Origin of the sequence: Klebsiella sp. CN_Kp104 (assembly GCF_040064515.1) — a bacterium.
Classification (GTDB): Bacteria; Pseudomonadota; Gammaproteobacteria; order Enterobacterales; family Enterobacteriaceae; genus Klebsiella; species Klebsiella aerogenes.
On the sequence record NZ_JBEAII010000032.1, the window covers coordinates 22,990 to 44,937 of the forward strand.

A 21,948-nucleotide genomic window follows, 5' to 3' on the forward strand; every position below is an offset into this window, starting at 1 on the left:
ATCTCTCTTGCTGGCGGCAGCGCTATTCGCTGTCGCCGTGTTTAAATCTCATCAGGTCGCGGCGCTCTTTTTTGTCCGGACGTCTGTCTGGGTGCGGCATCGTTAGCGCATTCAGCTTACGCGCCAGCGCCACTTTTTCGCGTTTCTCAATACTCTCAGCCGTCTCTTCGTACAGCATAACGGCTTCGCTGGCTGGCCTGCGTTGTTCGGTAACGCTTTTGACGATAACGGTACGCTCGTCGTTGCCCTGACGCAGGGTCAGGGTGGCATTCAGCTCGACGATTTTGCTCGGCTTACTACGTTGTCCGTTGTAGTGCACTTTGCCGCCTTCAACCATCTCGCGCGCGATGGCGCGGGTTTTATAAAAGCGGGCTGCCCAAAGCCATTTGTCCAGCCTGACGCTTTCTGCGGGCTTATCTTTCATGGCCTCTCCTCCGGAGTCAGGGAAGGGATCAGCCGCCGGTAATCGTTCACGCCGGGATGACGGGTATACTGTTTTTCCGCCAGGCCTGAATCCGGATTGGTGACGCCCAGGCAATAACGAATACCGAACTGCGCCGCCGCGTCCAGGATAGCCTCGCTGTCATCGACAAACAGCGTTTTGCGCGCATCAAGGCCGGTTTCTTCCGCCACCGCGCGCCACAGGCGCTGATCCTCTTTCGGATAACCAAATGTGTGGGTGGAAAGTAATAAATCAAGGTGCGCGTCCAGACCGGTGTGCTTGAGCTTCACCGCCAGATTATGCGGGTGCGCATTGGTCAACAGGATGCGGCGCTTGCCGCTGGCCCGCAGCGCATCAAGGAATGGCACGGTATCTTCCCGCAGTTTTGCCCGCGGCCCCTGCTCGCTGGTCATCGCACAAATATCCAAACCCAGTCGCTCGCTCCAGTAATCAAGACAGTACCAGTTTAGCGTATGCTGCACGGCGTGATACTCCTGATGCATTGCCGCTTTGGCTTCCTGCAGGTTGAGTCCGCGCGCGGCGCCCCAGGTTTCCGGGACCAGTTTTTGCCAGAAGTAGTTGTCGAAGGCGAGGTCGAGCAGCGTGCCATCCATATCCAGCAGAACGGTATCAACCTCCTGCCACGCGATATTGATTTGCATGGTGAGTCTCCAGCGAGGGGGGAAATGCGCGACAGGGTATCACACCCTGCCGCGCAGGAATTAATCTTGATGATCCGGGGAAGGGATGAGAACCGGATTCAGGCAGCTTTCATAATATTTTTGAATTTCTTCCATGCGCTGACGCTGGCGCTGATAGCGGCGGATCGCCTGCACGCCGTGCCACGACATACAGCCAAGCATCGCCAGCAGCAGCAGAGTGGTGCCAAGATAGCGCCACAGCCCGCTGCGATCGGGAATACGGTGCAGGTTGATATGCTGGGTGCCATTGGCGTCGGTATAAAGATTGGTGACAATCCCCTCCGCATGGAATGGTGTATGCATCAGCATACCCGCCAGACGCTGTAGCTCACCCCACTGCTCGTGGGCGGGATAATCGTACAGGCTGATAGCCGGCCACGGCTGATTGACCAGTTCGCTGCCTTCATCGCTGGCGATCAGGAATCCGCCAGGCGCCGGGCTATTTAACGCCTGCGCCGCGCGGGAGGTTTCACGCATCACAAACGGCGCGGTTGAGGTGGTCACCAGATTCTCCAGCGATTCGGCGCTCACCGGCCGCAGCAACACGTTTACCCCATCGAGCTTACCGGCAGTGGCGCGTTTGGTTAGCGCTTCCCAGTTGCGGGTATTGCCAAGATTGACCAGCGCGTTCTTCAGACGCACGCAATCATCTTTCGCCGAACAGAGCTCGTTGGTTTTCAGCACGATATCGCCGAAGTCATCCAGCAGTACCATTCCTGATTTTTGAATTGCCGAACGTAATGCCGGGCTAACGTGTGAATCGTCGTCCGGGTCAGGATGCAACTGGCGCTGTACCGCCTGGACCAGCGCCGTGGCTTTACCGACGATATCGGACTCCGGCAGCGGCAGGGGAGGCGCGTCGTTCCAGATGATCTGCGAACAATCGAACGGCGTAAACGGTGAGGCTTCTTTCGCGCTCCAGGCGCCCGGCGTACGGATGTTGCACATTCCGGTACCTTTTAACTGCAGCGTGTCGCCGATGCGGACTTTCGCCTTCTCAAGCTGGCCGACGGTGGTGGCTTCGATGGTCTGCGCCCCCTTAAGCCAGGAGAGCGTGAATTTAAAGGGCATATTCAACGGGACGCTAATCCACAGCATGATGACGACCAGCAGCGCGCCGGCGGCGATAATCGCGCTGCGTAGCCAGTACTGCAGCGGGAAGTTTTTCACTTCATCGTGCAGCGACAGGAAGCGCCCCTGGCGAACCACATGGCGGTTAAGATAAATATCAATATCGGTTTGCTGCCCCAGGTCCTGGGCGATCCACGGTTGCCAGTGGCGCGGATAGATAAGGTCGATAATCCCCAGCGAAATATTATTGACGTGTTCCTGATCGTTCTCGCCAAACAGTCCCCAGCGTTTCGGCATTCCGCGCAGGCAGTGGATCTCGCGTAGCGAACCGGCCAGCGGCGGCGCATAGATGCCCCATAAGCCCGCTGCCAACAACAGTACGCCGCCGCCGAGCAGCCACGGCGCAAAGACGTCAGGGGAGATCAGGCAGCAATAGAACAGCAGGAAGGCTGCGACGATCATAATCCCTTCGCGCAGGCTGTCAGGACGGCTGAGAGCATGCTCTTCCTGAGTTTCCTGGCGGATGTTCAGCAGCTCGACCTGCTCGCTCTCCTCACCGCGAATCGACGCCTGGGTAGCCGATGCGCGTTCAAGCGCGTAACTGCGGGCTTCCTGCGGATAGTCGCGCAAGGTGTGGTCATTGAGAACAATCACCAGCGGCAGGCTGTCGGTTGGGATCAGCGAGACGCTGTTCTCATCGTTGATATGCTGTTCCCAGAACGGCGGCAGGTGAACCTCCACCGAGTCGAGGAAGTATCGCCATTTGTTGGGCTCATCAGACGAAATGCCATAGCGGGTGACGGCACGGGTGACGGTATAAACGGTGTCGCTCTGCTCATTCAGTTTCAGGGCGACAGGCGCGACGCTGGCGCCGGTCGCCGGTACCTGTTGCGACTGGCTGAGGCCATCGAGATACTTTTCGACCGCCTGGCGTTCATCATCAGAAAGCTTGCGGGTCGTCGCGTCGCTAAAGGCTTGCAGTAAGGGGAGGCGACGACGTCTGGCATGAGATCGATACCACCACCCGATAAGCAAGACACAGAGTAGCAGAGCTGTGAAAAAGGTCAGAAAGGTGCCCATGCCCATCCCATCGTCATAGTAATTTTAATTGTTTATCGGCACATGTTGTCTAATGCAGGAAATTTTATTGTGCAATGCAGCAGCATGTAAGCTTATCAAAAACGGGAAAACTCAGGAATCGGTAAATTCTCAAAACAAATTCAACCTATTGACTTTTTTATCTTTATGAATCTTTGCATTGCAAGCAAAACGTTGCAACTATGTAAATTAGTGGCAATTTGGATTGCCGAAACCGTGCTGCGTATCGCACAATGACTTCTGTAATCACAGCATAGACCGATGACAATGAGCAAATCATTACAAAAACCCACCATTCTCAACGTTGAAACGGTAGCGCGTTCGCGTCTTTTTAATGTTGAAAGCGTGGACCTGGAGTTCAGCAACGGCGTGCGTCGCGTTTATGAACGCATGCGGCCCACCGCGCGTGAAGCCGTAATGATTGTGCCGATTGTTGACGACCACATTATTTTAATCCGCGAATATGCGGTCGGTACCGAATCCTACGAATTGGGTTTCTCCAAAGGGCTTATCGACCCCGGCGAGACGGCCATGGAAGCCGCCAACCGCGAGCTGAAAGAAGAGGTGGGTTTCGGCGCCCGTCAATTGACCTTCCTGAAGAAGCTCAGCATGGCGCCATCTTATTTCTCCAGCAAAATGAACATTATGGTGGCGGAAGATCTCTATCCGGAATCGCTGCCGGGCGATGAGCCGGAACCGCTGCCGCAGGTGCGCTGGCCGCTGTCGCAGCTGATGTCGCTACTGGAAGAAGAAGACTTCAATGAAGCGCGTAACGTCAGCGCGCTGTTTCTGGTGCGTGAATGGCTACAGGCGCAGGGGCGTTTGTAAGCGGCTAACTGGAAACGTCGCTGGCGCTTTACTGATGGTGAGGAAAACGAGAGTTATGCCAAACCTGGTAAGTGAATAATTGAAACGGTTATACAAGATACTATTATCAGTTTGCGATTGATTCGGTTCGGGCAAAACGGTTGTTTTCTGTCGCTTCCGAACACATTGCGCTCCCGATTTTTCTTCTGCTTTATGTCTCTCATGGCGCAGGGAGCGCACAGAGGGCTCTGGCCGCCAAAATCGCCACTTCGTGGTTCCTTCGACTTATCCCGGCAGGCTTCGGGTCGGGCCGAGGCAGCGTCCCTGCAAATCACGGCCCTCAGCCCGCATCCATGCGGGCTGCCCCGGCCTTCCGGGAACGTCTCAGCGATTTTGAGGCCATCAGCACCGGCAGTTTCATCCAGCGTGGTGAAGAAATTAAAGGCTGGTCGCACGAACGGTAGGCCGGATAAGGCGCAGCCGCCATCCGGCAAAAAAGCCAATGTATTCTTTGTCAGCAATAAAAAACTGCACCTTACTTCGTTGGGTGTCCAACTTTTTGGGTGCAGTTCATTTCGGTGGTTTTTTTGCTGCTCTCAGGCCACCTTTTAGAAGGTGGCTTGCATTAGAACAACTCGTGGGTTTCGCCACCGCTATCGGTAATGGTGGTGCCAACTTCGCGCACCGCCTGATGGGTAGGCTGCGTGCCCTCGATGAAGTACTCGGCGCGGCTGTTGCCGCCGTTAGCCAGTTGACCTGTGCTGCGGTCGATATTCACCGTCACAATACCCGGCGGCGGCGTTAACGGCTCTTCCGGCACGCCTTCCAGTACCCGTTTCATAAAATCATCCCAGGCCGGTTGGGCGCTTTTAGCGCCGCCTTCATAACCCGAAATCTGATCTTTAATCGCGCCGGAAGCGGTGGTACGGCCCAAATCGCGGCGGTGGTCATCGAAGCCAATCCACACCGACGTCACGACGCCAGGACCGTAGCCGGAGAACCACGCGTCCTTTGAGCTGTTGGTGGTACCGGTTTTGCCGCCGATATCATGACGCTGCAGGTCGCGGCCCGCACGCCAGCCGGTGCCCATCCAGCCCGGTTCGCCGAAAATATTGGTATTCAGCGCGCTCTTAATCAGGAAGGCCAACGGCGTGTTGATGACATGCGGGGCATACTCCGGCGTGCCGCTTTGCGCGACCAGCGACTGATTAGCCTGCTCAAGCTGCGGCTGTGGCGGAACGTCGCCGTTTTGCGGCTCCTGAGAGGTGGCGACCTCTTCAACATCCTGGTTTTCCAGCACATTGGATTTCGGCGTATCGCCGTAGATCACCGGCGAATTACACTGCGGACAGGCGATCTTAGGCCGCTCTTCAAACAGCACGCCGCCCTGATCGTTCTCAATCTTGCTAATAAAGTACGGATTAATCAGGAAGCCGCCGTTGGCCATTACCGAATAGCCGCGGGCGACCTGTAGCGGGGTAAAGGAAGCGGAACCCAGCGCCAGTGATTCGGTATGGACGATGTTCTGCGCCGGGAAGCCGAAACGCTGCAGATACTCTGCCGCATAATCGACGCCCATTGCGCGCATCGCGCGCACCATCACCACGTTCTTCGACTGGCCTAATCCCTGACGCAGACGAATAGGGCCGGCGTACTGCGGCGGCGAGTTTTTCGGCCGCCAGTCGGAGCCCGCGCCGGCATCCCAGCGGGAGATCGGCACATCGTTAAGCATACTGGCGAGGGTTAAGCCTTTGTCCATCGCCGCGGTATAAAGGAACGGCTTGATATTGGAGCCAACCTGACGCAGCGCCTGGGTAGCGCGGTTGAACTTACTCTGATTGAAGTCAAAGCCGCCGACCAGAGCGATAATCGCGCCATTTTGCGGGTTGATAGATACCAGCGCGGAGTTTACTTCCGGCACCTGCGACAGCCACCATTTGTCGCCCTCTTTGCGCACCCAAATTTGCTGCCCGGTCTGAATGACGTCGGTCACTTTGCGCGGCGTCGAGCCTTGTTGCGTATCGGAAACGTAGCGACGCGCCCAGCGGACGCCATCCATCGTTAACGCCACCGACGTGCCGTTGCCCAGCAACGCGACCGCTTCCTGCGGGTTCGCGGAGGTGACTACCGCCGGGGCCAGCGGGCCGACGCCCGGCAGTTTTTTCAGCGTATCGAGGATTTTTTTGTTATCCCACGGGGTCTCGCCAACTTTCCACAGCACATTGGCAGGGCCACGATAGCCGTGGCGCATGTCGTAATCGAGCACGTTTTTACGCACCGACTGCTGGGCGGCCTGCTGGTTTTTACGCGTGATGGTAGTGTAGACGCGATAGCCGTCTTCGTAGGCCTGCTCGCCGTAGCGGTTGACCATCTCCTGACGCACCATTTCGCTCAGATACGGGGCGGAGAAGGCGATTTCCGGCGTATGGTAGCTGGCGTCAATCGCTTCGCTGCGCGCCTGATCGTACTGTGCCTGAGTGATATAGCCTTCGCTTAACATTCGCGACAGCACCACGTTGCGACGCGCGGTCGCGCGGTCCAGCGAATAGAGCGGGTTAAAGGTGGAAGGCGCTTTCGGCAGACCGGCGATAACCGCCATTTCGCTCAGCGTCAGCTGATCGACTGATTTACCGAAGTAAACCTGCGCGGCGGCGCCGACGCCATAGGCACGGTAGCCGAGGTAAATTTTGTTGAGGTAAAGATCGAGAATTTCGTCTTTATTCAGCAGCTGTTCGATGCGGATTGCGAGGAAAACTTCTTTGATCTTACGCGTTATCGTTTTTTCCGGACTGAGGAAAAAGTTACGTGCGAGCTGCTGAGTGATGGTACTGGCGCCCTGCGAGGCATGGCCTGAGAACATCGCCACGCTGGCGGCGCGGAAAATCCCCACCGGATCGACGCCATGATGCTCATAGAAGCGGCTATCTTCAGTCGCGATAAACGCTTTTATCAGCTCCGGCGGCATCTGCTGCAGAGTGACGGGGATGCGGCGCTTTTCGCCATATTGCGCAATAAGCTCGCCGTCCGCGCTATAAACCTGCATCGGGATCTGCAAGCGCACATCCTTTAAGGTCGCGACATCGGGGAGTTGCGGCTCTATAAATTTGTAGAGGCCATAAATCGAGCCTGCTCCCAGCAGAACGCAACAAACTGCAAGGATAAAAAGATACTTTACGAACTTCACCGGAGAATTCCCATTTAGTTTTATTTGGGCAGTTTATAAACAAACGCGCGGTAGTATAAAGGCAAGCCAGGAGCATTGATATACCCCTACGGGGCGGCTTGCTGGCGCTATGCCTTCCGGACGGCGTGTCGATCGACGCTAAAAGCCCCCATTTCGCTACATGGTATATCCAGGCTGCTCCTTGAATCGCAATCGCGGATAAGGAGATCTAAGCATGACTTTCAGAAATTGGCGTATAGGAATTCACATTCAACAGGATAGCGTCGCCATCGTGGCGCTGTTGTACGAACGCGGGCGCTGGGCTTTGCGTCGCTGGTGGCGAATTCCGCTGCCGCCTGGCCTGGTGGCGCAGGGCAGCATCGTTGACCTTAATGAGATGGTGAAGCGGTTACGTGAATGGCGCCGCGAGCTGCCGTTACAGCATCAGGTGTGCATTGCGCTTCCTGCCAGCCGTACGCTGCAAAAGCAGTTGCCCGCGCCACAGGTGTCGCTGCGGGAAAGCGAAAGAGCGACATGGATAGCGGGCACGATGGCGCGTCAGCTGGAAATGCCTGCCTCTTCGCTGTGTATCGATTACGCCGCCTGCGCGGCAAACGATGGCTGGCAGGCGACGGCGGCTCAGCGTTTGGATATCGACGCCCTGCGTCAGCTGGCGCGGAGGCTTAAGCTGCGCCTGGCGGCTATCGTACCGGATGCGGCTGCTCTCACTTCTTTTTTTCCCTGGCTTACTGACGCGACTCAGGGCCTGGTCTGGCAGGGGGACGCGCAGTGGTTATGGGCGACCCAGGAGCGCTGGGGCTATTGTCCTTGCGCTGAAGCCCCCTCTTTCTCGCACTTAACCTCGCGCCTCAATGATGAACAGTTCCAGCTCTGTAGCAGCCTGCCGTTGGCGGAAAATAGCTTTGATTGCTGGAGCGTGATCCACCGCCTGCAGCCGCCGCTTCCCGCCTGCGGCGATCGCTTTGCTATCGCGCTTGGTTTGGCGCTGGGAGGTAAATAATCATGGCGCAGCAGATTAATCTTCTGCCGTGGCGCGAGACGCGACGGCGGCAACGCTTGCGCCTGGGCGGGCTGCTGGCGGCGGCGATGGCGCTAAGCATCGCCACTCTGACGATAGCGACGCGCACGTTACGTCAGATGGATGTGGCGCAGCAGGTAATGCGCACCCAGGCCGACAATCTGCTTTATTCCGCGCTGTTGCAACGCGAGCGGGAGATGCGTGAGGAAATACAGCGCGGTGAGCGGCAGGCACGGCGAGCGCAGCGGCGGGCGGCGACGCATGCCTGGCAGCCGCGACTGTTATCGCTGGCTGCACTATTGCCGGAGCCGCTGTGGCTGACCAGGCTGGACTACCAGCCGCAGGGAATCACCCTCAACGGCCTGGCGCTGAACCTCAAGGCGGTGGCGGCGCTGGAAAAAGCGCTCAGCAAGCTGGAGGATTTTCAACCGGTTACGCCAGGGGCGACGCGGCGTGATGCACAGGGGCGCTGGTCATTCAGCTTTTTCCTTGCAGGAGAAACCACCGATGCGGGTAGCGATTGAACGCCTGCTGGCGCTGCGTGGGTGGTCGTTGACGTTACTCTGCGGCGCAGTGTTGGCTGCGGCAATATGTCTGGCGTTTTCGCTTGCTGCTGTCAGCGTTTCACCGCCCGCGAATGTGCCGCTACAGGCGCAATGGCGGCGAATATTGCCGCTGCGCGCCACGCTGCAGCAACGGGTAGTCCATAGTTGGACGGCCCGGCATTTTTCGCCGCTGGAGCCGCCTGTCGCCGGCGTCGCCTTACAGGCCTGGCAACCGAGGGGGCGCGGTGGCGAAATGCTTGCTGTGGTTGACTGGCAGGCGGTGCCACCGCTGTTTGCCTGGCTTGCCGATTGCGGGGTACACCCTGGCGCTTTTTCATTGAATGCCGAAAAAGGAGCGTTGCAGTTGTCGCTGCAGCTGGAGAGGGACGATGAAACATAAAGGATACATGCTGCTGTTGGTTTGTCCGCTGCTGACAGGGGCGCGGGATCCTTTTTTACCCGTAGAGGATCGCTGCCAGATCACGCCACTGACACATTGGCGCTACGGCGGCGGAACTGGCCACCCGGCGCTGTGGCTGGCTCTTATTCAGGATCACACCGGTCAGTGGCGGCGTGTACGACGCAACGACGTTTTGCCCGGCGGCTGGCGAATTCGACAGCTAACGGCAGAAACATTAACTCTGGAGGCCAGCGCCGGGTGTGAACCCGCACGCTGGGTCTGGTCACGTAAGGGAAGCCAACATGATGCGAAGGATAAGCCCGTTGCTACTTCTGCTGTTGCCGTTGCTGGCCGCGGCGACGAAAAAAGAACCGCCGGTGTCGCTGGTGGTTGATGATGTACCGGTGGTCCAGGTACTGCAAAGCCTGGCGGAAATGCAAAATCTTAATGTAATCGTGGCACCGGAGGTCAGCGGTACGCTGTCGCTTCACTTAAACAGCGTTCCCTGGCGACAGGCGCTCCAGTCGGTTGTCGATAGCGCCGGGCTGACAATGGCCCGGCAGGGCACGGTGTTGTACATCCATACACAGGCGTGGCAGCAAGCAAAACGGGCGCAGCAGGAAGCCGAGCAGGCCAGACGCTGGCAGAATCTGCCATTACGTAACCACAGTATCCCGTTGCGCTATGCCGACGCAGACGAACTGGCGAAGTCCGGGGGCAAGCTGTTGAGCGCCCGCGGCACGATGACTGTCGATCGGCGTACTAATCGTCTGCTAATCCGCGACGACGATCGTCATTTGCCGGCGCTGAAGGCGTGGGCTGAAGAGATGGATCTGCCGGTCGGGCAGGTGGAACTGGCGGCGCACATTGTGTCAATGAGCGCGACCAGCCTGCGTGAGCTTGGCGTGAAGTGGAGCCTGGCGGAGGCCAGCAGTACGCCGGGGATGGGGAAAATTACTAATCTGAGCAGCAATCTGGCGGTGTCAGACGCAACCACCCGCGGCGGCTTTAATATCGGCCGGATCAACGGGCGATTACTGGAACTGGAGCTTTCCGCGCTGGAGCAAAAGCAGCAGGTGGACATCATCGCCAGCCCGCGCCTGCTGGCGTCGCATATGCAACCCGCTAGTATCAAACAGGGCAGCGAAATCCCCTATCAGGTCTCCAGCGGAGAAAGCGGCGCCACCTCGGTCGAGTTTAAAGAGGCGGTCCTGGGGATGGAAGTGACGCCGACGGTGCTACAGCAGGATCGCGTTCGCCTGAAGCTGCGCATTAGCGAAAATACGCCAGGCCAGGTACTGCAGCAGGAGAATGGCGAAGCGTTGGCAATTGATAAGCAAGAAATTGAAACCTTAGTCGAGGTGAAAAGCGGCGAGACCCTGGCGCTGGGCGGTATTTTTTCGCAAAAGAATAAGTCGGCGCGCGACAGCGTGCCGTTGCTTGGCGAAATCCCCTTGCTCGGGCAGCTGTTTCGCCATGATGGTAAAGATAATGAACGACGTGAACTGGTTGTCTTCATCACGCCGCGTATTCTGGCAGTACATTAAGCGGGTTTTTCATGCTAAACACGTTTCAGGTGTTTGACGCGGGGACGGATTTAGCATACAAGGGGTACCGATTTGAGAGTCGGGTACGACATCAATCCTCCCTTTATGTCCGGCGATTTTATTCTGTTGCCAAACCAGCCGGAGTATTGAGATAATTTTTAGTCTGACTCTCGCTCTATTGCATATGAGGTTTCAGTTCATGTCCTGCTGCGCTGGGTGTCTGCGAAGCGGGTTTATCATTAACGAATAGTCTTAGTAGTACCGAAAAAATGGCAGAGAAACGCAATATCTTTCTGGTTGGGCCTATGGGTGCCGGCAAAAGCACTATTGGGCGCCAGTTAGCCCAACAGCTCAACATGGAATTTTACGATTCTGATCAAGAGATTGAGAAACGCACTGGCGCAGACGTCGGCTGGGTCTTCGATGTCGAAGGCGAAGAAGGCTTCCGCGATCGTGAAGAAAAAATCATCAATGAGTTGACGGAAAAACAGGGAATCGTACTCGCCACTGGCGGCGGCTCAGTAAAATCCCGTGAAACGCGTAACCGTCTCTCCGCCCGCGGCGTGGTGGTCTACCTGGAAACAACGATCGAAAAACAACTTGCTCGTACGCAGCGCGATAAAAAGCGTCCTTTATTACAAGTAGATGCGCCGCCACGTGAAGTTCTTGAAGCGTTGGCAGATGAACGTAATCCACTGTATGAAGAGATCGCCGATGTCACTATCCGCACCGACGATCAAAGCGCGAAAGTCGTTGCAAACCAGATTATTCATATGCTGGAAAGCAACTAATTCTGGCTTAATAAAGTGCGTCAGAGTAAAGCAACTGAGGTGGACGTCGCGTTATGGAGAAGCTGACTGTAACTCTCGGGGAACGTAGTTACCCGATTACCATCGCGGCTGGTTTGTTTAACGATCCAGCTTCTTTTCTGCCACTGAAATCAGGCGACCAGGTCATGCTGGTCACCAATGAAACGCTGGCGCCGCTTTATCTTGATACCGTTCGCTCCGTACTGGAGCAAGCGGGTGTCAACGTTGACAGCGTGATCCTGCCGGATGGCGAGCAGTATAAAAGCCTGGCGGTGATGGATACGGTATTTACCGCGCTGTTGCAAAAACCACATGGCCGCGACACCACACTCGTGGCGCTCGGCGGCGGCGTGGTTGGCGATTTAACCGGTTTTGCCGCTGCGAGCTATCAGCGCGGCGTACGTTTTATTCAAGTTCCCACCACGCTGCTTTCGCAGGTGGACTCTTCGGTTGGCGGCAAAACGGCCGTAAACCATCCCCTCGGTAAAAATATGATTGGCGCCTTCTGGCAGCCGGTTTCCGTGGTCGTCGACCTTAATTGCCTCAAAACCTTGCCGAAGCGCGAGCTCTCCTCCGGCCTGGCTGAGGTCATTAAGTACGGTATTATCCTCGACGGCGAGTTCTTCTGCTGGCTTGAAGACAACATCGATGCGCTGATGGCGCTGGATGAATCAGCGATGGCGTACTGTATTCGCCGTTGTTGTGAGCTAAAAGCCGAAGTTGTCGCTGCCGACGAGCGCGAAACCGGGTTACGTGCTTTACTGAATCTGGGACATACATTTGGCCATGCTATCGAAGCTGAAATGGGCTACGGTAACTGGCTACATGGCGAAGCTGTGGCGGCAGGAATGGTCATGGCGGCGCGTACGTCCGAGCGTTTAGGGCAGTTTAGCGCGCAGGATACGCAGCGTATGATTGCGCTGTTGCAACGTGCAGGGTTGCCGGTACGCGGGCCGCAGGAAATGTCTGCCGAAGCGTATTTGCCTCACATGATGCGTGATAAAAAGGTACTGGCAGGCGAAATGCGCCTGGTATTACCGCTCGCTATAGGAAAGAGCGAGGTCCGCGGCGGAGTGTCGCACGATGTAGTTCTTGGCGCGATTGCTGATACTCAGCAGGCGCAACAATAAGAAGGTCTAGCCGCGTCCGCGCGGCGTTATCATTTCGGGCAACATGCAATAATCGTGAGCATAAGCCTTTTAGTGGGGTGTTAAATGGATGATTTCAAACCAGAAGACGATATGAAAGCCGATCGCAACGATCGTCGTGCTGGTCGTTCCCGTCAGTCTTCCGAGCGTGACGCCGATCCGCAGATCAATTTCGACGATCTCGATCTTGAGGCCGATGAAGGCCGTCCGACGCGCGCGAACAAAGCCCGTCGTGAACGCGATGAAGAAGAGTACGAAGAGGACCTCGAGTCCGAAGAAGAAGCAGAAGAAGAGCAGCAGGTTGAACGCCGCCCGCGTAAACGCAAAAAGGCTCCTGCTAAGCCGGCTTCCCGCCAGTATGTCATGATGGGCGTCGGGGTGCTGGTACTCCTGCTGCTGATTGTCGGCGTGGGTTCGGCGCTGAAATCGCCATCTTCTTCCAATGAATCCGCTTCTGGTGAGAAGAGCGTTAACCTGTCAGGCGATCAAAGCATGACCGCTGACCAGAACAACAATGCCGCGCAGCCGGTCGATCAAACTGCGGGCAACACCAACCAGCAACAGCCGCAGGACGTTTCTCTGCCGCCGATCGCCTCTAATCCGACTCAGGGGCAACCCGCCTCCGAGCCGCAGGGCCAGCAGCGTGTGGAAGTTCAGGGCGATCTGAACAATGCGCTGACTCAACAGCAGGGTCAACTGGATAGCGCCGTTGCTAACTCCACCTTACCGACCGAACCTGCGACCGTTGCGCCGATGCGTAATGGCGCCGCGCCGCGTCAAACGACCGAACGCCAGACGGCCGCCACGCCGCGTCCTGCCGAGCGTAAACAGGTGGTGATTGAACCGAAACCGCAAAGCAAGCCGCAGGCTACCGCCAAAGCGCCGGTTGAAACTAAGCCTAAGCACGTAGAAAGCGCGCCGGCGGCTACCGCCAGCAAGCCTGTCGCCACTGCGCAGACTAAACCTGCTGCGACAACCGCGCCAACGGCGACTGCGCCGGCCGCAACGACCTCCGCCCCGGCAGCCACCGCGCCTGCGGCGACCGCAGCGGCTGGCAGCAAAACGGCTGGCGATGTTGGTTCGATGAAGTCTGCGCCGTCTGGCAACTATACGTTGCAGCTCAGCAGCTCCTCTAACTACAACAACCTGAATAACTGGGCGAAGAAAGAGAAGCTGGAAAAATATGTTGTCTATGAGACGACTCGCAACGGCCAACCGTGGTATGTGCTGGTTAGCGGCATCTACGCTTCGAAAGATGAAGCGAAACGTGCTGTCGCCACGCTCCCTGCGGATGTTCAGGCGAAAAACCCATGGGCAAAACCGCTGCACCAGGTACAAGCTGACCTGAAGTAATGCCGCGAGTAGTCTTAAGCGCAGGATGCTGTCGGAGCGATTTCTCCACAGCCGGAGAAAGTGTAATTAGTTAGGCAGCATGAAAAAGAATCGCGCTTTTCTGAAGTGGGCAGGGGGGAAATACCCCCTGCTTGACGATATTAAAAAGCATTTGCCGGAAGGTGAATGCTTGATTGAGCCCTTCGTGGGCGCCGGGTCGGTATTCCTGAATACCGACTTTTCTCGTTATATTCTCGCGGATATCAATAGCGACCTGATCGGTCTGTATAACATCGTCAAATTGCGCACCGACGAATACGTCAGCGCGGCACGTGAGATGTTTACGCCGGAAAATAACGCCGCGGAGCGCTACTACCAGTACCGTGATGAATTCAACCAGAGTCAGGATCCCCTGCGTCGCGCGGTGCTGTTCCTGTATCTGAATCGTCATGGCTACAACGGCCTGTGCCGCTACAACCTGCGCGGCGAGTTCAACGTGCCGTTTGGCCGCTACAAAAAGCCATATTTCCCCGAGGCTGAGCTCTATCACTTCGCCGCCAAGGCGCAGAACGCCGAGTTTTACTGCGAATCTTATGAAGAGTGTATGAAGCGCGCCGATAGCCGGGCGGTAGTCTATTGCGATCCGCCGTACGCGCCGCTGACGGCGACGGCGAATTTTACCGCCTACCACACCAACAGCTTCAACCTTGATCAGCAGGTACTGCTGGCGAAAAAGGCGGAATCGTTGATGAAAAAGCGGATCCCGGTGCTTATCTCAAACCACCGCACGCCGCTGACGCAGGAGTGGTATAAAAACGCGGCGGAAACGCATATTGTGAAGGTTCGGCGCAGCATCAGCAGCAATGGTGGTACGCGTAAAAAGGTGGACGAGCTCTTAGCGCTGTACCGTCCACCGAAGACCAAATAAATTTCAAGGAGATGCGGATGAAGCAGTATTTGATTGCCCCTTCGATTCTGTCGGCTGATTTTGCCCGTTTGGGCGAGGATACCGCTAAGGCACTGGCGGCGGGTGCGGATGTCGTACACTTCGACGTCATGGACAACCACTATGTGCCGAATCTGACGATTGGCCCGATGGTACTGAAGTCGCTGCGCAACTACGGCATTACCGCGCCGATCGATGTGCACCTGATGGTAAAGCCGGTCGACCGCATCATTCCTGATTTTGCCGAAGCCGGCGCCAGCATTATCACTTTCCATCCGGAAGCCTCTGAACACGTCGACCGCAGCCTGCAGCTTATCAAAGAGCATGGCTGTAAAGCGGGGCTGGTATTCAACCCGGCAACGCCGCTGAGTTACCTCGATTACGTTATGGATAAGCTGGATGTGATCCTGCTGATGTCGGTTAACCCAGGCTTTGGCGGCCAGTCCTTTATTCCGCACACCCTTGAAAAACTGCGTCAGGTGCGTCAGCTTATCGATCAATCCGGCTACGACATTCGCCTTGAAGTCGATGGCGGCGTGAAAGCCAGCAATATTGGTGAAATTGCCGCCGCCGGTGCGGATATGTTTGTCGCGGGTTCGGCGATCTTCGGCCAGCCGGACTACAAAAAAGTTATTGATCAAATGCGTAGTGAATTAGCGAAGGTTAGTCATGGATAAATTACAGGCCATCCGCGGCGTGGCATTCGACCTGGACGGTACGCTGGTCGATAGCGCGCCGGGTTTAACCGCCGCCGTTGATAGCGCGCTTTACGCGCTGGAACTGCCGGTGGCAGGTGAAGAACGCGTCGTGACCTGGATTGGCAACGGCGCAGACGTCCTGATGGAGCGGGCGCTGAACTGGGCTCGCCAGGAGCGCGCCACGTTACGCGCGGCGATGGGGAAACCTTCCGTCGACGATCATGATATACCGCAAGACGAACAGCTACGCGTTTTGCGTAAACTGTTCGACCGCTATTACGCCGAAGCGGCGGAAGAAGGCAGTTTCTTGTTCCCGGCGGTGGCCGATACGCTCGGCGCGCTGCATGCCAAAGGCCTGCCGCTGGCGCTGGTCACCAACAAACCAACGCCGTTCGTGGCGCCCTTGCTCGAGGCGCTGGATATCGCGAAATACTTTAGCGTGGTGATCGGCGGCGACGATGTGCAGAATAAAAAGCCGCATCCGGATCCGCTGCTGCTGGTGGCGGAAAAGCTCTCTCTGACGCCAGCCGAACTCCTGTTCGTCGGGGATTCGCGCAATGATATTCAGGCGGCGAAAGCGGCAGGTTGCCGCTCTATCGGTCTGACTTACGGCTATAACTACGGCGAGCCGATAGCGCTGAGCGAGCCGGATTTTATCTTTGACCAATTTAATGAACTCTTGCCCGCTCTTGGGCTACCGTACAGTGAAACTCAGGAATTAAAAAATGACTAAGCCCATCGTTTTTAGTGGCGCACAGCCCTCAGGTGAATTGACCATTGGCAACTATATGGGTGCGCTGCGTCAATGGGTAAACATGCAGGATGACTATCACTGTATTTACTGCATCGTTGACCAGCACGCGATCACCGTGCGTCAGGATCCGCAGAACCTGCGTAAAGCAACGCTGGATACGCTGGCGCTGTATCTGGCCTGCGGTATCGATCCGCAAAAGAGCACCATTTTCGTCCAGTCTCACGTGCCGGAACACGCACAGCTGGGCTGGGCGCTCAACTGCTACACCTATTTCGGCGAACTGAGCCGCATGACCCAGTTTAAGGACAAGTCCGCGCGCTACGCCGAGAACATCAACGCCGGTCTGTTTGACTACCCGGTACTGATGGCCGCTGACATCCTGCTGTACCAGACCAACCAGGTACCGGTAGGCGAAGATCAGAAACAGCATCTTGAGCTGAGCCGCGACGTTGCGCAGCGCTTTAACGCTATCTATGGCGATATCTTTAAAGTGCCTGAGCCGTTTATTCCTAAGTCCGGCGCGCGCGTCATGTCGCTGCTGGAGCCGACCAAGAAGATGTCCAAGTCCGATGACAACCGCAACAACGTCATTGGCCTGCTGGAAGACCCGAAATCGGTAGTTAAGAAGATCAAACGCGCGGTGACCGATTCCGACGAGCCGCCGGTTGTCCGTTACGATGTGCAAAACAAAGCGGGCGTTTCCAACCTGCTGGATATTCTCTCCGCCGTCACCGGCCAGAGCATTCCGGAGCTGGAACAGCACTTTGAAGGTAAAATGTACGGCCATCTGAAAGGTGAAGTCGCCGAAGCCGTTTCCGGTATGCTGACCGAGCTGCAGGAGCGCTATCACCGTTTCCGCAACGACGAAGCGTTCCTTAATCAGGTGATGAAAGAGGGCGCCGAGAAGGCCAGCGCGCACGCTTCTAAGACTCTGAAAGCGGTATATGAAGCGATTGGCTTTGTCGCTAAGCCGTAATAAGGCTCACTGAAGGTAAAAAACCGGGATTATCCCGGTTTTTTTGTCTTTGTCAGAGCGCATTAGCTTAATGGTGAGAAAACCAGTTCAGCTTGTCGCGTAGCGCCACCACGCGGCCCACGATAATTAACGCCGGGCTGGCCATCTGCTGCGCCAGGATATCCAGCCGATCCAGAGTGCCGGTGACGACCTTCTGGTTGACCGCGGTGCCGTTTTCGACGATAGCGGCCGGCATATCCGCCGCCATGCCGTGGGCGATCAGTTTTTCGCGGATCGCCGCCGCCTGGTTTAGCCCCATATAGAACACCAGCGTCTGTTTTTCCGCCGCCAGATTTTGCCAGTCGAGATCGCTACCGGTTTTCAGATGGCCGGTGATCAGGCGTACGCCCTGGGCGAAATCGCGGTGGGTGAGCGGAATGCCGGAGTAGGCCGAGCAGCCGGAGGCGGCGGTGATCCCCGGCACCACCGAGAACGGAATACCTGCCGCGCAGAGGGTCTCCAGCTCTTCGCCGCCGCGGCCAAAAATAAACGGATCGCCGCCTTTCAGGCGTACAACACGTTTGCCGCTTTGCGCTTCGCGCAGCAGGATTTGGTTGATTTCCTCCTGCGGCACGCAGTGATAGCCTGCACGTTTGCCGACAAACACCCGATCGGCGTCACGGCGCACCAGGTTCATAATGTCGTCGGAGACCAGTCGGTCATAAACCACTACATCGGCCTGCTGGATCTGCTGCAGTCCCTTGAGGGTGAGCAGCCCGGCATCGCCCGGACCGGCGCCCACCAGCACCACTTCGCCGCGATGTTCCAGCGGCTCATTCAATAACTGTTCCGTGGTGTCGGCAACGGCCTGACGATCATCGTTCGCCAGCGATTGGGCGAGACGATCGTTAACAAACAGTTTTTCCCAGAAGCGGCGGCGCTCGCCGACGGTAGCGAACTGTTTTTTCACCCTTGAGCGCAACTGCCCGGCATAGCGGGCGATTTGCCCGAGGTGCAGCGGCAGCAGCGATTCGAGCTTTTCACGCAGCAGGCGCGCCAGCACCGGGGAGGTACCGCCGGAAGACACGGCGACCATCAGCGGCGAGCGGTCGATAATTGACGGCATGATAAAGCTGGCCTGACGGGGCGCATCCACCACGTTGCAGAAAATACGCCGTGATTCAGCGGCCTCGCTGACCTGCTGATTAACGACATCATCGTCGGTGGCGGCGATCGCCAGCCAGCAGTTATCGAGCAGCGCAGGATTGAAATCGCCCTGCGCCAGCGTCAGCATTTGCGCCTCGGCCCACACCTGAAACTGCGGAGTAAACTGGCGTGAGTTCACCGTTAACCGGGCGCCTGCGTCGAGCAACAGACGCGCCTTGCGTTCAGCGACATCGCCGCCGCCGACCAGCAAGCAGTCGCGATCGCGTAGTTGGCAAAAAATAGGTAAGTGGTCCACGGCAGATCCTCACGGCAAGGGGGGAAAGGGAGTGCGGTCGTAGCATAGCAGCAGAGGGAATCACGGAGATATGAATTTTGCCGCCTCTACTTATTAGTGGTCATAAGCTGATGATATGGTTCCCCCCGCCGCGCGGAGGGAACCTTGCGGCATCAGGCTTTCAGCTGCACTTTGCCATCTTTAACACGGGCTTCGTAGTGGGCGATGGAGTGGCTCTCATCTTCCATGCACAGCCCGTCGCTGAGGCGGAAGCGCTGCTTTTTCAACGGGCTGGCAACCCACAGCGCGCCGTCATGCTCAGCGATAATCCCGCGGGACAGCACGCTGGCATTGAAGAACGGATCGATATTGCTGATGGCGAACACTCTGTCGTCATGGTACGGACGGAAGATAGCTACCTGCTGTTGCCCCAGCAGCGCACAGACGCCGGTCGCCGGCAGGATGTCGTCAATTTTGCAGATGTTTACCCACTGGCTCATACGTTTTCCTCCACCAGCGTGACCGGGATGCGCTCATAGGGCGTGGCCGGGCGATGCTGGTCACGTTCCGGCACCACCTGAACGTTCGGGTCGCGCTGATCGCTGTTGATAAAGTGTTTGAAGCGCGTCTGTGCCGCCGGGTTATTGACGGTCTCGGTCCATTCGCAGGCAAAAGCGGCGCGCAGGCGAGCCAGCTCTTCTTCAAGGTGATCGTTCAGGCCCAGCTTATCGTCGATGATGACGCTGCGCAGATAGTCGATGCCGCCTTCCATGTTGTCCAGCCACGGCGCGGTACGGGTCAGCTTATCGGCGGTGCGGATGTAGAACATCATAAAGCGGTCGAGATATTTGATGAGCGTATCGCGATCGAGGTCCGCGGCCAGCAGATCGGCGTGGCGTGGTTTCATCCCGCCGTTACCGCACACGTACAGGTTCCAGCCTTTCTCGGTGGCGATGATCCCAACGTCTTTACCCTGGGCTTCCGCGCATTCACGGGTACAACCGGAGACGCCGAACTTCATTTTGTGCGGGGTACGGATACCTTTATAGCGGTTTTCCAGTTCTACGCCGAAGCCGACGCTATCGCCGACGCCGTAGCGGCACCAGGTACTGCCGACGCAGGTTTTCGCCATACGTAACGCTTTGGCGTAGGCATGGCCGGTTTCGAAGCCGGCTTCAATCAGTTGACGCCAGATTTCCGGCAGGTCGTCTTTTTGCGCGCCGAACAGGCCGATACGCTGGGAGCCGGTGATTTTGGTATACAGATTAAATTCGCGCGCGATGCGACCGACGGCAACCAGGCCTTCTGGCGTAATTTCGCCGCCTGCGGAGCGCGGGATAACCGAGTAGGTGCCATCTTTCTGGATGTTGGCGAGGAAGTTATCGTTGGTGTCCTGCAGCGGCGTGTGCTGTGGTTTGAGGATGTACTCATTCCAGCAGGAGGCCAGCAGGGAACCGACGGTCGGCTTACAGACTTCACAGCCGTAGCCCTGACCATGTTTTTCCAGCAGTTCGTCGAAGGTTTTGATGCCTTCGACGCGGATCAGGTGGAACAGCTCCTGGCGAGAGTAGGCGAAGTGCTCACACAGATTGTTGTTCACTTCGATACCCTGTTTCGCCAGCTCGGCGTTGAGCACCTGCGTCACCAGCGGAATACAGCCGCCGCAGCCGGTTCCGGCTTTGGTTTCCGCTTTCAGCGCCGCCACGGTGTGGCAGCCTTTATTGATAGCGGCGATCAGGTCGCCTTTGCTGACGTCGAAGCAGGAACAAATCTGCGCGCTGTCCGGCAGTTTATCCACGCCGATGGACGGCTTGCCGCTGCCGGCGTGGGCCGGGAGGATCAGCGAATCCGGGTTTTCCGGCAGCTCGATGGCATTCAGCACCAGCTGCAGCAGGTTGCCGTAATCGCTGGTGTCGCCAACCAGTACCGCGCCGAGCAGGGTTTTGTTATCTTCGCTGACGATAAGACGTTTGTAGACCTCTTTGCTTTCGTCGAGATAGACGTAGCTACGCGCGCCCGGCGTGCGCCCGTGGGCGTCGCCGATACCGCCAACGTCCACGCCGAGCAGCTTCAGCTTGGCGCTGAGGTCGGCGCCGGTGAACAGATTGTCGTTGCCGAGGATATGGTCAACGGTAACCTGCGCCATTTTGTAGCCCGGGGCGACAAGACCGTATACGCGGTTATTCCAGCTGGCGCATTCGCCGATAGCGTAGATATCCGGATCGGAGGTCTGGCAGCTATCGTTGACCATGATGCCGCCGCGTTGGGCGACGGCGAGACCGCACTGGGTAGCCAGCTTGTCGCGCGGACGGATACCGGTAGAGAAGACGATGAAATCGACCTGCAGTTCGCTACCGTCGGCGAAGCGCATCGTTTTGCGTGCCTCGGTGCCCTGCTGAACGATCTCTTTGGTGTTTTTGCTGGTGTGAACTTTCACACCCATGCTTTCAATCTTACGCTTCAGCTGCTCGCCGCCCATCTGGTCGAGCTGCTCGGCCATCAGCATCGGCGCGAACTCGATCACGTGGGTTTCCACGCCGAGATTTTTCAGCGCGCCAGCCGCTTCCAGACCGAGCAGACCCCCGCCGACCACCGCGCCGCGTTTGCTGCGACGGGCGCAGGATTCGATGGCGTTAAGATCTTCAATAGTACGATAGACGAAGCAATCCTGGGTTTCCGCGCCTTTAATGGGCGGGATCCACGGGTATGAGCCAGTCGCCATAATCAGCTTGTCGTAGAAAACGGTACGGCCAGCGCTGGAGTGGATCACCTTTTCCTGACGGTTGATGGTAATCGCGCGTTCGCCGACCAGTACCTTGACGCCGTGTTTCTCATAGAAACCTTCGCGTACCAGCGACAGCTCTTCCGCAGTGTGATGGGAGAAGTAAGACGACAGGTGGACACGGTCATAGGCGATACGCGGCTCTTCACAGAACACGGTAATGTCGAATTGTCCGGCAGGCGCCTTATCAAGAAGCTCTTCGATAAAGCGATGGCCGACCATGCCGTTACCGATAATAGCGATTCTGACTTTGCTCATTTTTGCCTCGAT

Annotated in this window: 20 protein-coding genes; 13 read left to right on the forward strand and 7 right to left on the reverse strand. The window is 57.1% G+C overall.

Going from position 1 to position 21,948, the window contains the following annotated elements; translation table 11 throughout:
• Positions 1–22 precede the first annotated feature (22 nt).
• From hslR to ABLU80_RS17175, 3 genes are read right to left on the reverse strand one after another with little or no spacing between them, the layout of a single operon-like run.
• Positions 23–424 (reverse strand): ribosome-associated heat shock protein Hsp15, encoded by a 402-nt coding sequence (hslR, locus tag ABLU80_RS17165; protein ID WP_015369376.1) that lies wholly within the window; start codon positions 422–424, stop codon positions 23–25.
• On the reverse strand, positions 421–1,104 hold the full coding sequence (gene yrfG / locus ABLU80_RS17170; RefSeq protein ID WP_015703664.1) for a GMP/IMP nucleotidase: 684 nt from the start codon (positions 1,102–1,104) through the stop codon (positions 421–423). Before yrfG ends, hslR begins: the two co-directional genes overlap by 4 nt.
• Before the next feature lie 60 nt (positions 1,105–1,164).
• Positions 1,165–3,294 carry an intracellular growth attenuator family protein gene (locus ABLU80_RS17175; RefSeq protein ID WP_015703663.1) on the reverse strand — a complete coding sequence of 710 codons (2,130 nt, stop codon included), beginning with the start codon at positions 3,292–3,294 and terminating at the stop codon, positions 1,165–1,167.
• Between the two features lie 285 nt (positions 3,295–3,579).
• Here ABLU80_RS17175 and nudE point away from each other — a divergent pair, with 285 nt between their 5' ends.
• Positions 3,580–4,140: an ADP compounds hydrolase NudE gene (gene nudE / locus ABLU80_RS17180; RefSeq protein WP_015703662.1), complete on the forward strand. Its 561-nt coding sequence runs from the start codon at positions 3,580–3,582 to the stop codon at positions 4,138–4,140.
• Positions 4,141–4,744: 604 nt separating this feature from the next.
• Here nudE and mrcA read toward each other — a convergent pair.
• The gene (mrcA, locus tag ABLU80_RS17185; RefSeq protein ID WP_348850239.1) at positions 4,745–7,303 is read right to left on the reverse strand and encodes a peptidoglycan glycosyltransferase/peptidoglycan DD-transpeptidase MrcA; all 2,559 of its coding nucleotides are present in this window, start codon (positions 7,301–7,303) and stop codon (positions 4,745–4,747) included.
• Positions 7,304–7,517: 214 nt separating this feature from the next.
• Between mrcA and pilM the strand changes: the two genes are divergently transcribed.
• The 12 genes from pilM to trpS all read left to right on the forward strand — a co-directional run bounded on the left by pilM (position 7,518) and on the right by trpS (position 17,476).
• Complete coding sequence (gene pilM, locus ABLU80_RS17190) at positions 7,518–8,303, forward strand: pilus assembly protein PilM (RefSeq protein ID WP_047042904.1); 786 nt, start codon at positions 7,518–7,520, stop codon at positions 8,301–8,303.
• Positions 8,304–8,305: 2 nt separating this feature from the next.
• On the forward strand, positions 8,306–8,845 hold the full coding sequence (locus ABLU80_RS17195; protein WP_015369383.1) for a PilN domain-containing protein: 540 nt from the start codon (positions 8,306–8,308) through the stop codon (positions 8,843–8,845).
• A complete protein-coding gene (locus tag ABLU80_RS17200) occupies positions 8,829–9,266 on the forward strand; it encodes a hypothetical protein (RefSeq protein WP_042893916.1) in 438 nt (145 codons plus the stop codon). The genes ABLU80_RS17195 and ABLU80_RS17200 overlap by 17 nt, the downstream gene beginning before the upstream one ends.
• Positions 9,256–9,660, forward strand: coding sequence for a HofP DNA utilization family protein (locus ABLU80_RS17205; RefSeq protein WP_348850240.1), 405 nt, complete (start codon positions 9,256–9,258; stop codon positions 9,658–9,660). Before ABLU80_RS17200 ends, ABLU80_RS17205 begins: the two co-directional genes overlap by 11 nt.
• Positions 9,569–10,813: a DNA uptake porin HofQ gene (hofQ, locus tag ABLU80_RS17210; protein ID WP_047058829.1), complete on the forward strand. Its 1,245-nt coding sequence runs from the start codon at positions 9,569–9,571 to the stop codon at positions 10,811–10,813. Before ABLU80_RS17205 ends, hofQ begins: the two co-directional genes overlap by 92 nt.
• Before the next feature lie 269 nt (positions 10,814–11,082).
• Complete coding sequence (gene aroK, locus ABLU80_RS17215) at positions 11,083–11,604, forward strand: shikimate kinase AroK (protein ID WP_002920267.1); 522 nt, start codon at positions 11,083–11,085, stop codon at positions 11,602–11,604.
• A 53-nt stretch (positions 11,605–11,657) separates the two neighbouring features.
• Positions 11,658–12,752 (forward strand): 3-dehydroquinate synthase, encoded by a 1,095-nt coding sequence (gene aroB, locus ABLU80_RS17220; RefSeq protein WP_126027788.1) that lies wholly within the window; start codon positions 11,658–11,660, stop codon positions 12,750–12,752.
• A gap of 84 nt (positions 12,753–12,836) precedes the next feature.
• On the forward strand, positions 12,837–14,123 hold the full coding sequence (damX, locus tag ABLU80_RS17225) for a cell division protein DamX (protein ID WP_348850242.1): 1,287 nt from the start codon (positions 12,837–12,839) through the stop codon (positions 14,121–14,123).
• Positions 14,124–14,202: 79 nt separating this feature from the next.
• Positions 14,203–15,030: an adenine-specific DNA-methyltransferase gene (gene dam, locus ABLU80_RS17230; RefSeq protein ID WP_015369388.1), complete on the forward strand. Its 828-nt coding sequence runs from the start codon at positions 14,203–14,205 to the stop codon at positions 15,028–15,030.
• A gap of 17 nt (positions 15,031–15,047) precedes the next feature.
• Positions 15,048–15,725: a ribulose-phosphate 3-epimerase gene (gene rpe, locus ABLU80_RS17235; protein WP_015369389.1), complete on the forward strand. Its 678-nt coding sequence runs from the start codon at positions 15,048–15,050 to the stop codon at positions 15,723–15,725.
• A complete protein-coding gene (gph, locus tag ABLU80_RS17240) occupies positions 15,718–16,479 on the forward strand; it encodes a phosphoglycolate phosphatase (RefSeq protein WP_045375878.1) in 762 nt (253 codons plus the stop codon). Before rpe ends, gph begins: the two co-directional genes overlap by 8 nt.
• Positions 16,472–17,476 carry a tryptophan--tRNA ligase gene (gene trpS / locus ABLU80_RS17245; RefSeq protein ID WP_015369391.1) on the forward strand — a complete coding sequence of 335 codons (1,005 nt, stop codon included), beginning with the start codon at positions 16,472–16,474 and terminating at the stop codon, positions 17,474–17,476. The genes gph and trpS overlap by 8 nt, the downstream gene beginning before the upstream one ends.
• Positions 17,477–17,543: 67 nt before the next feature.
• Here trpS and cysG read toward each other — a convergent pair whose 3' ends face one another.
• The 3 genes from cysG to nirB form a co-directional block, all read right to left on the reverse strand.
• Complete coding sequence (gene cysG, locus ABLU80_RS17250) at positions 17,544–18,917, reverse strand: siroheme synthase CysG (RefSeq protein WP_015703652.1); 1,374 nt, start codon at positions 18,915–18,917, stop codon at positions 17,544–17,546.
• A gap of 152 nt (positions 18,918–19,069) precedes the next feature.
• Positions 19,070–19,396, reverse strand: coding sequence for a nitrite reductase small subunit NirD (gene nirD / locus ABLU80_RS17255; RefSeq protein ID WP_015369393.1), 327 nt, complete (start codon positions 19,394–19,396; stop codon positions 19,070–19,072).
• Positions 19,393–21,936, reverse strand: coding sequence for a nitrite reductase large subunit NirB (gene nirB / locus ABLU80_RS17260; RefSeq protein WP_015369394.1), 2,544 nt, complete (start codon positions 21,934–21,936; stop codon positions 19,393–19,395). Before nirB ends, nirD begins: the two co-directional genes overlap by 4 nt.
• Positions 21,937–21,948 lie beyond the last annotated feature (12 nt).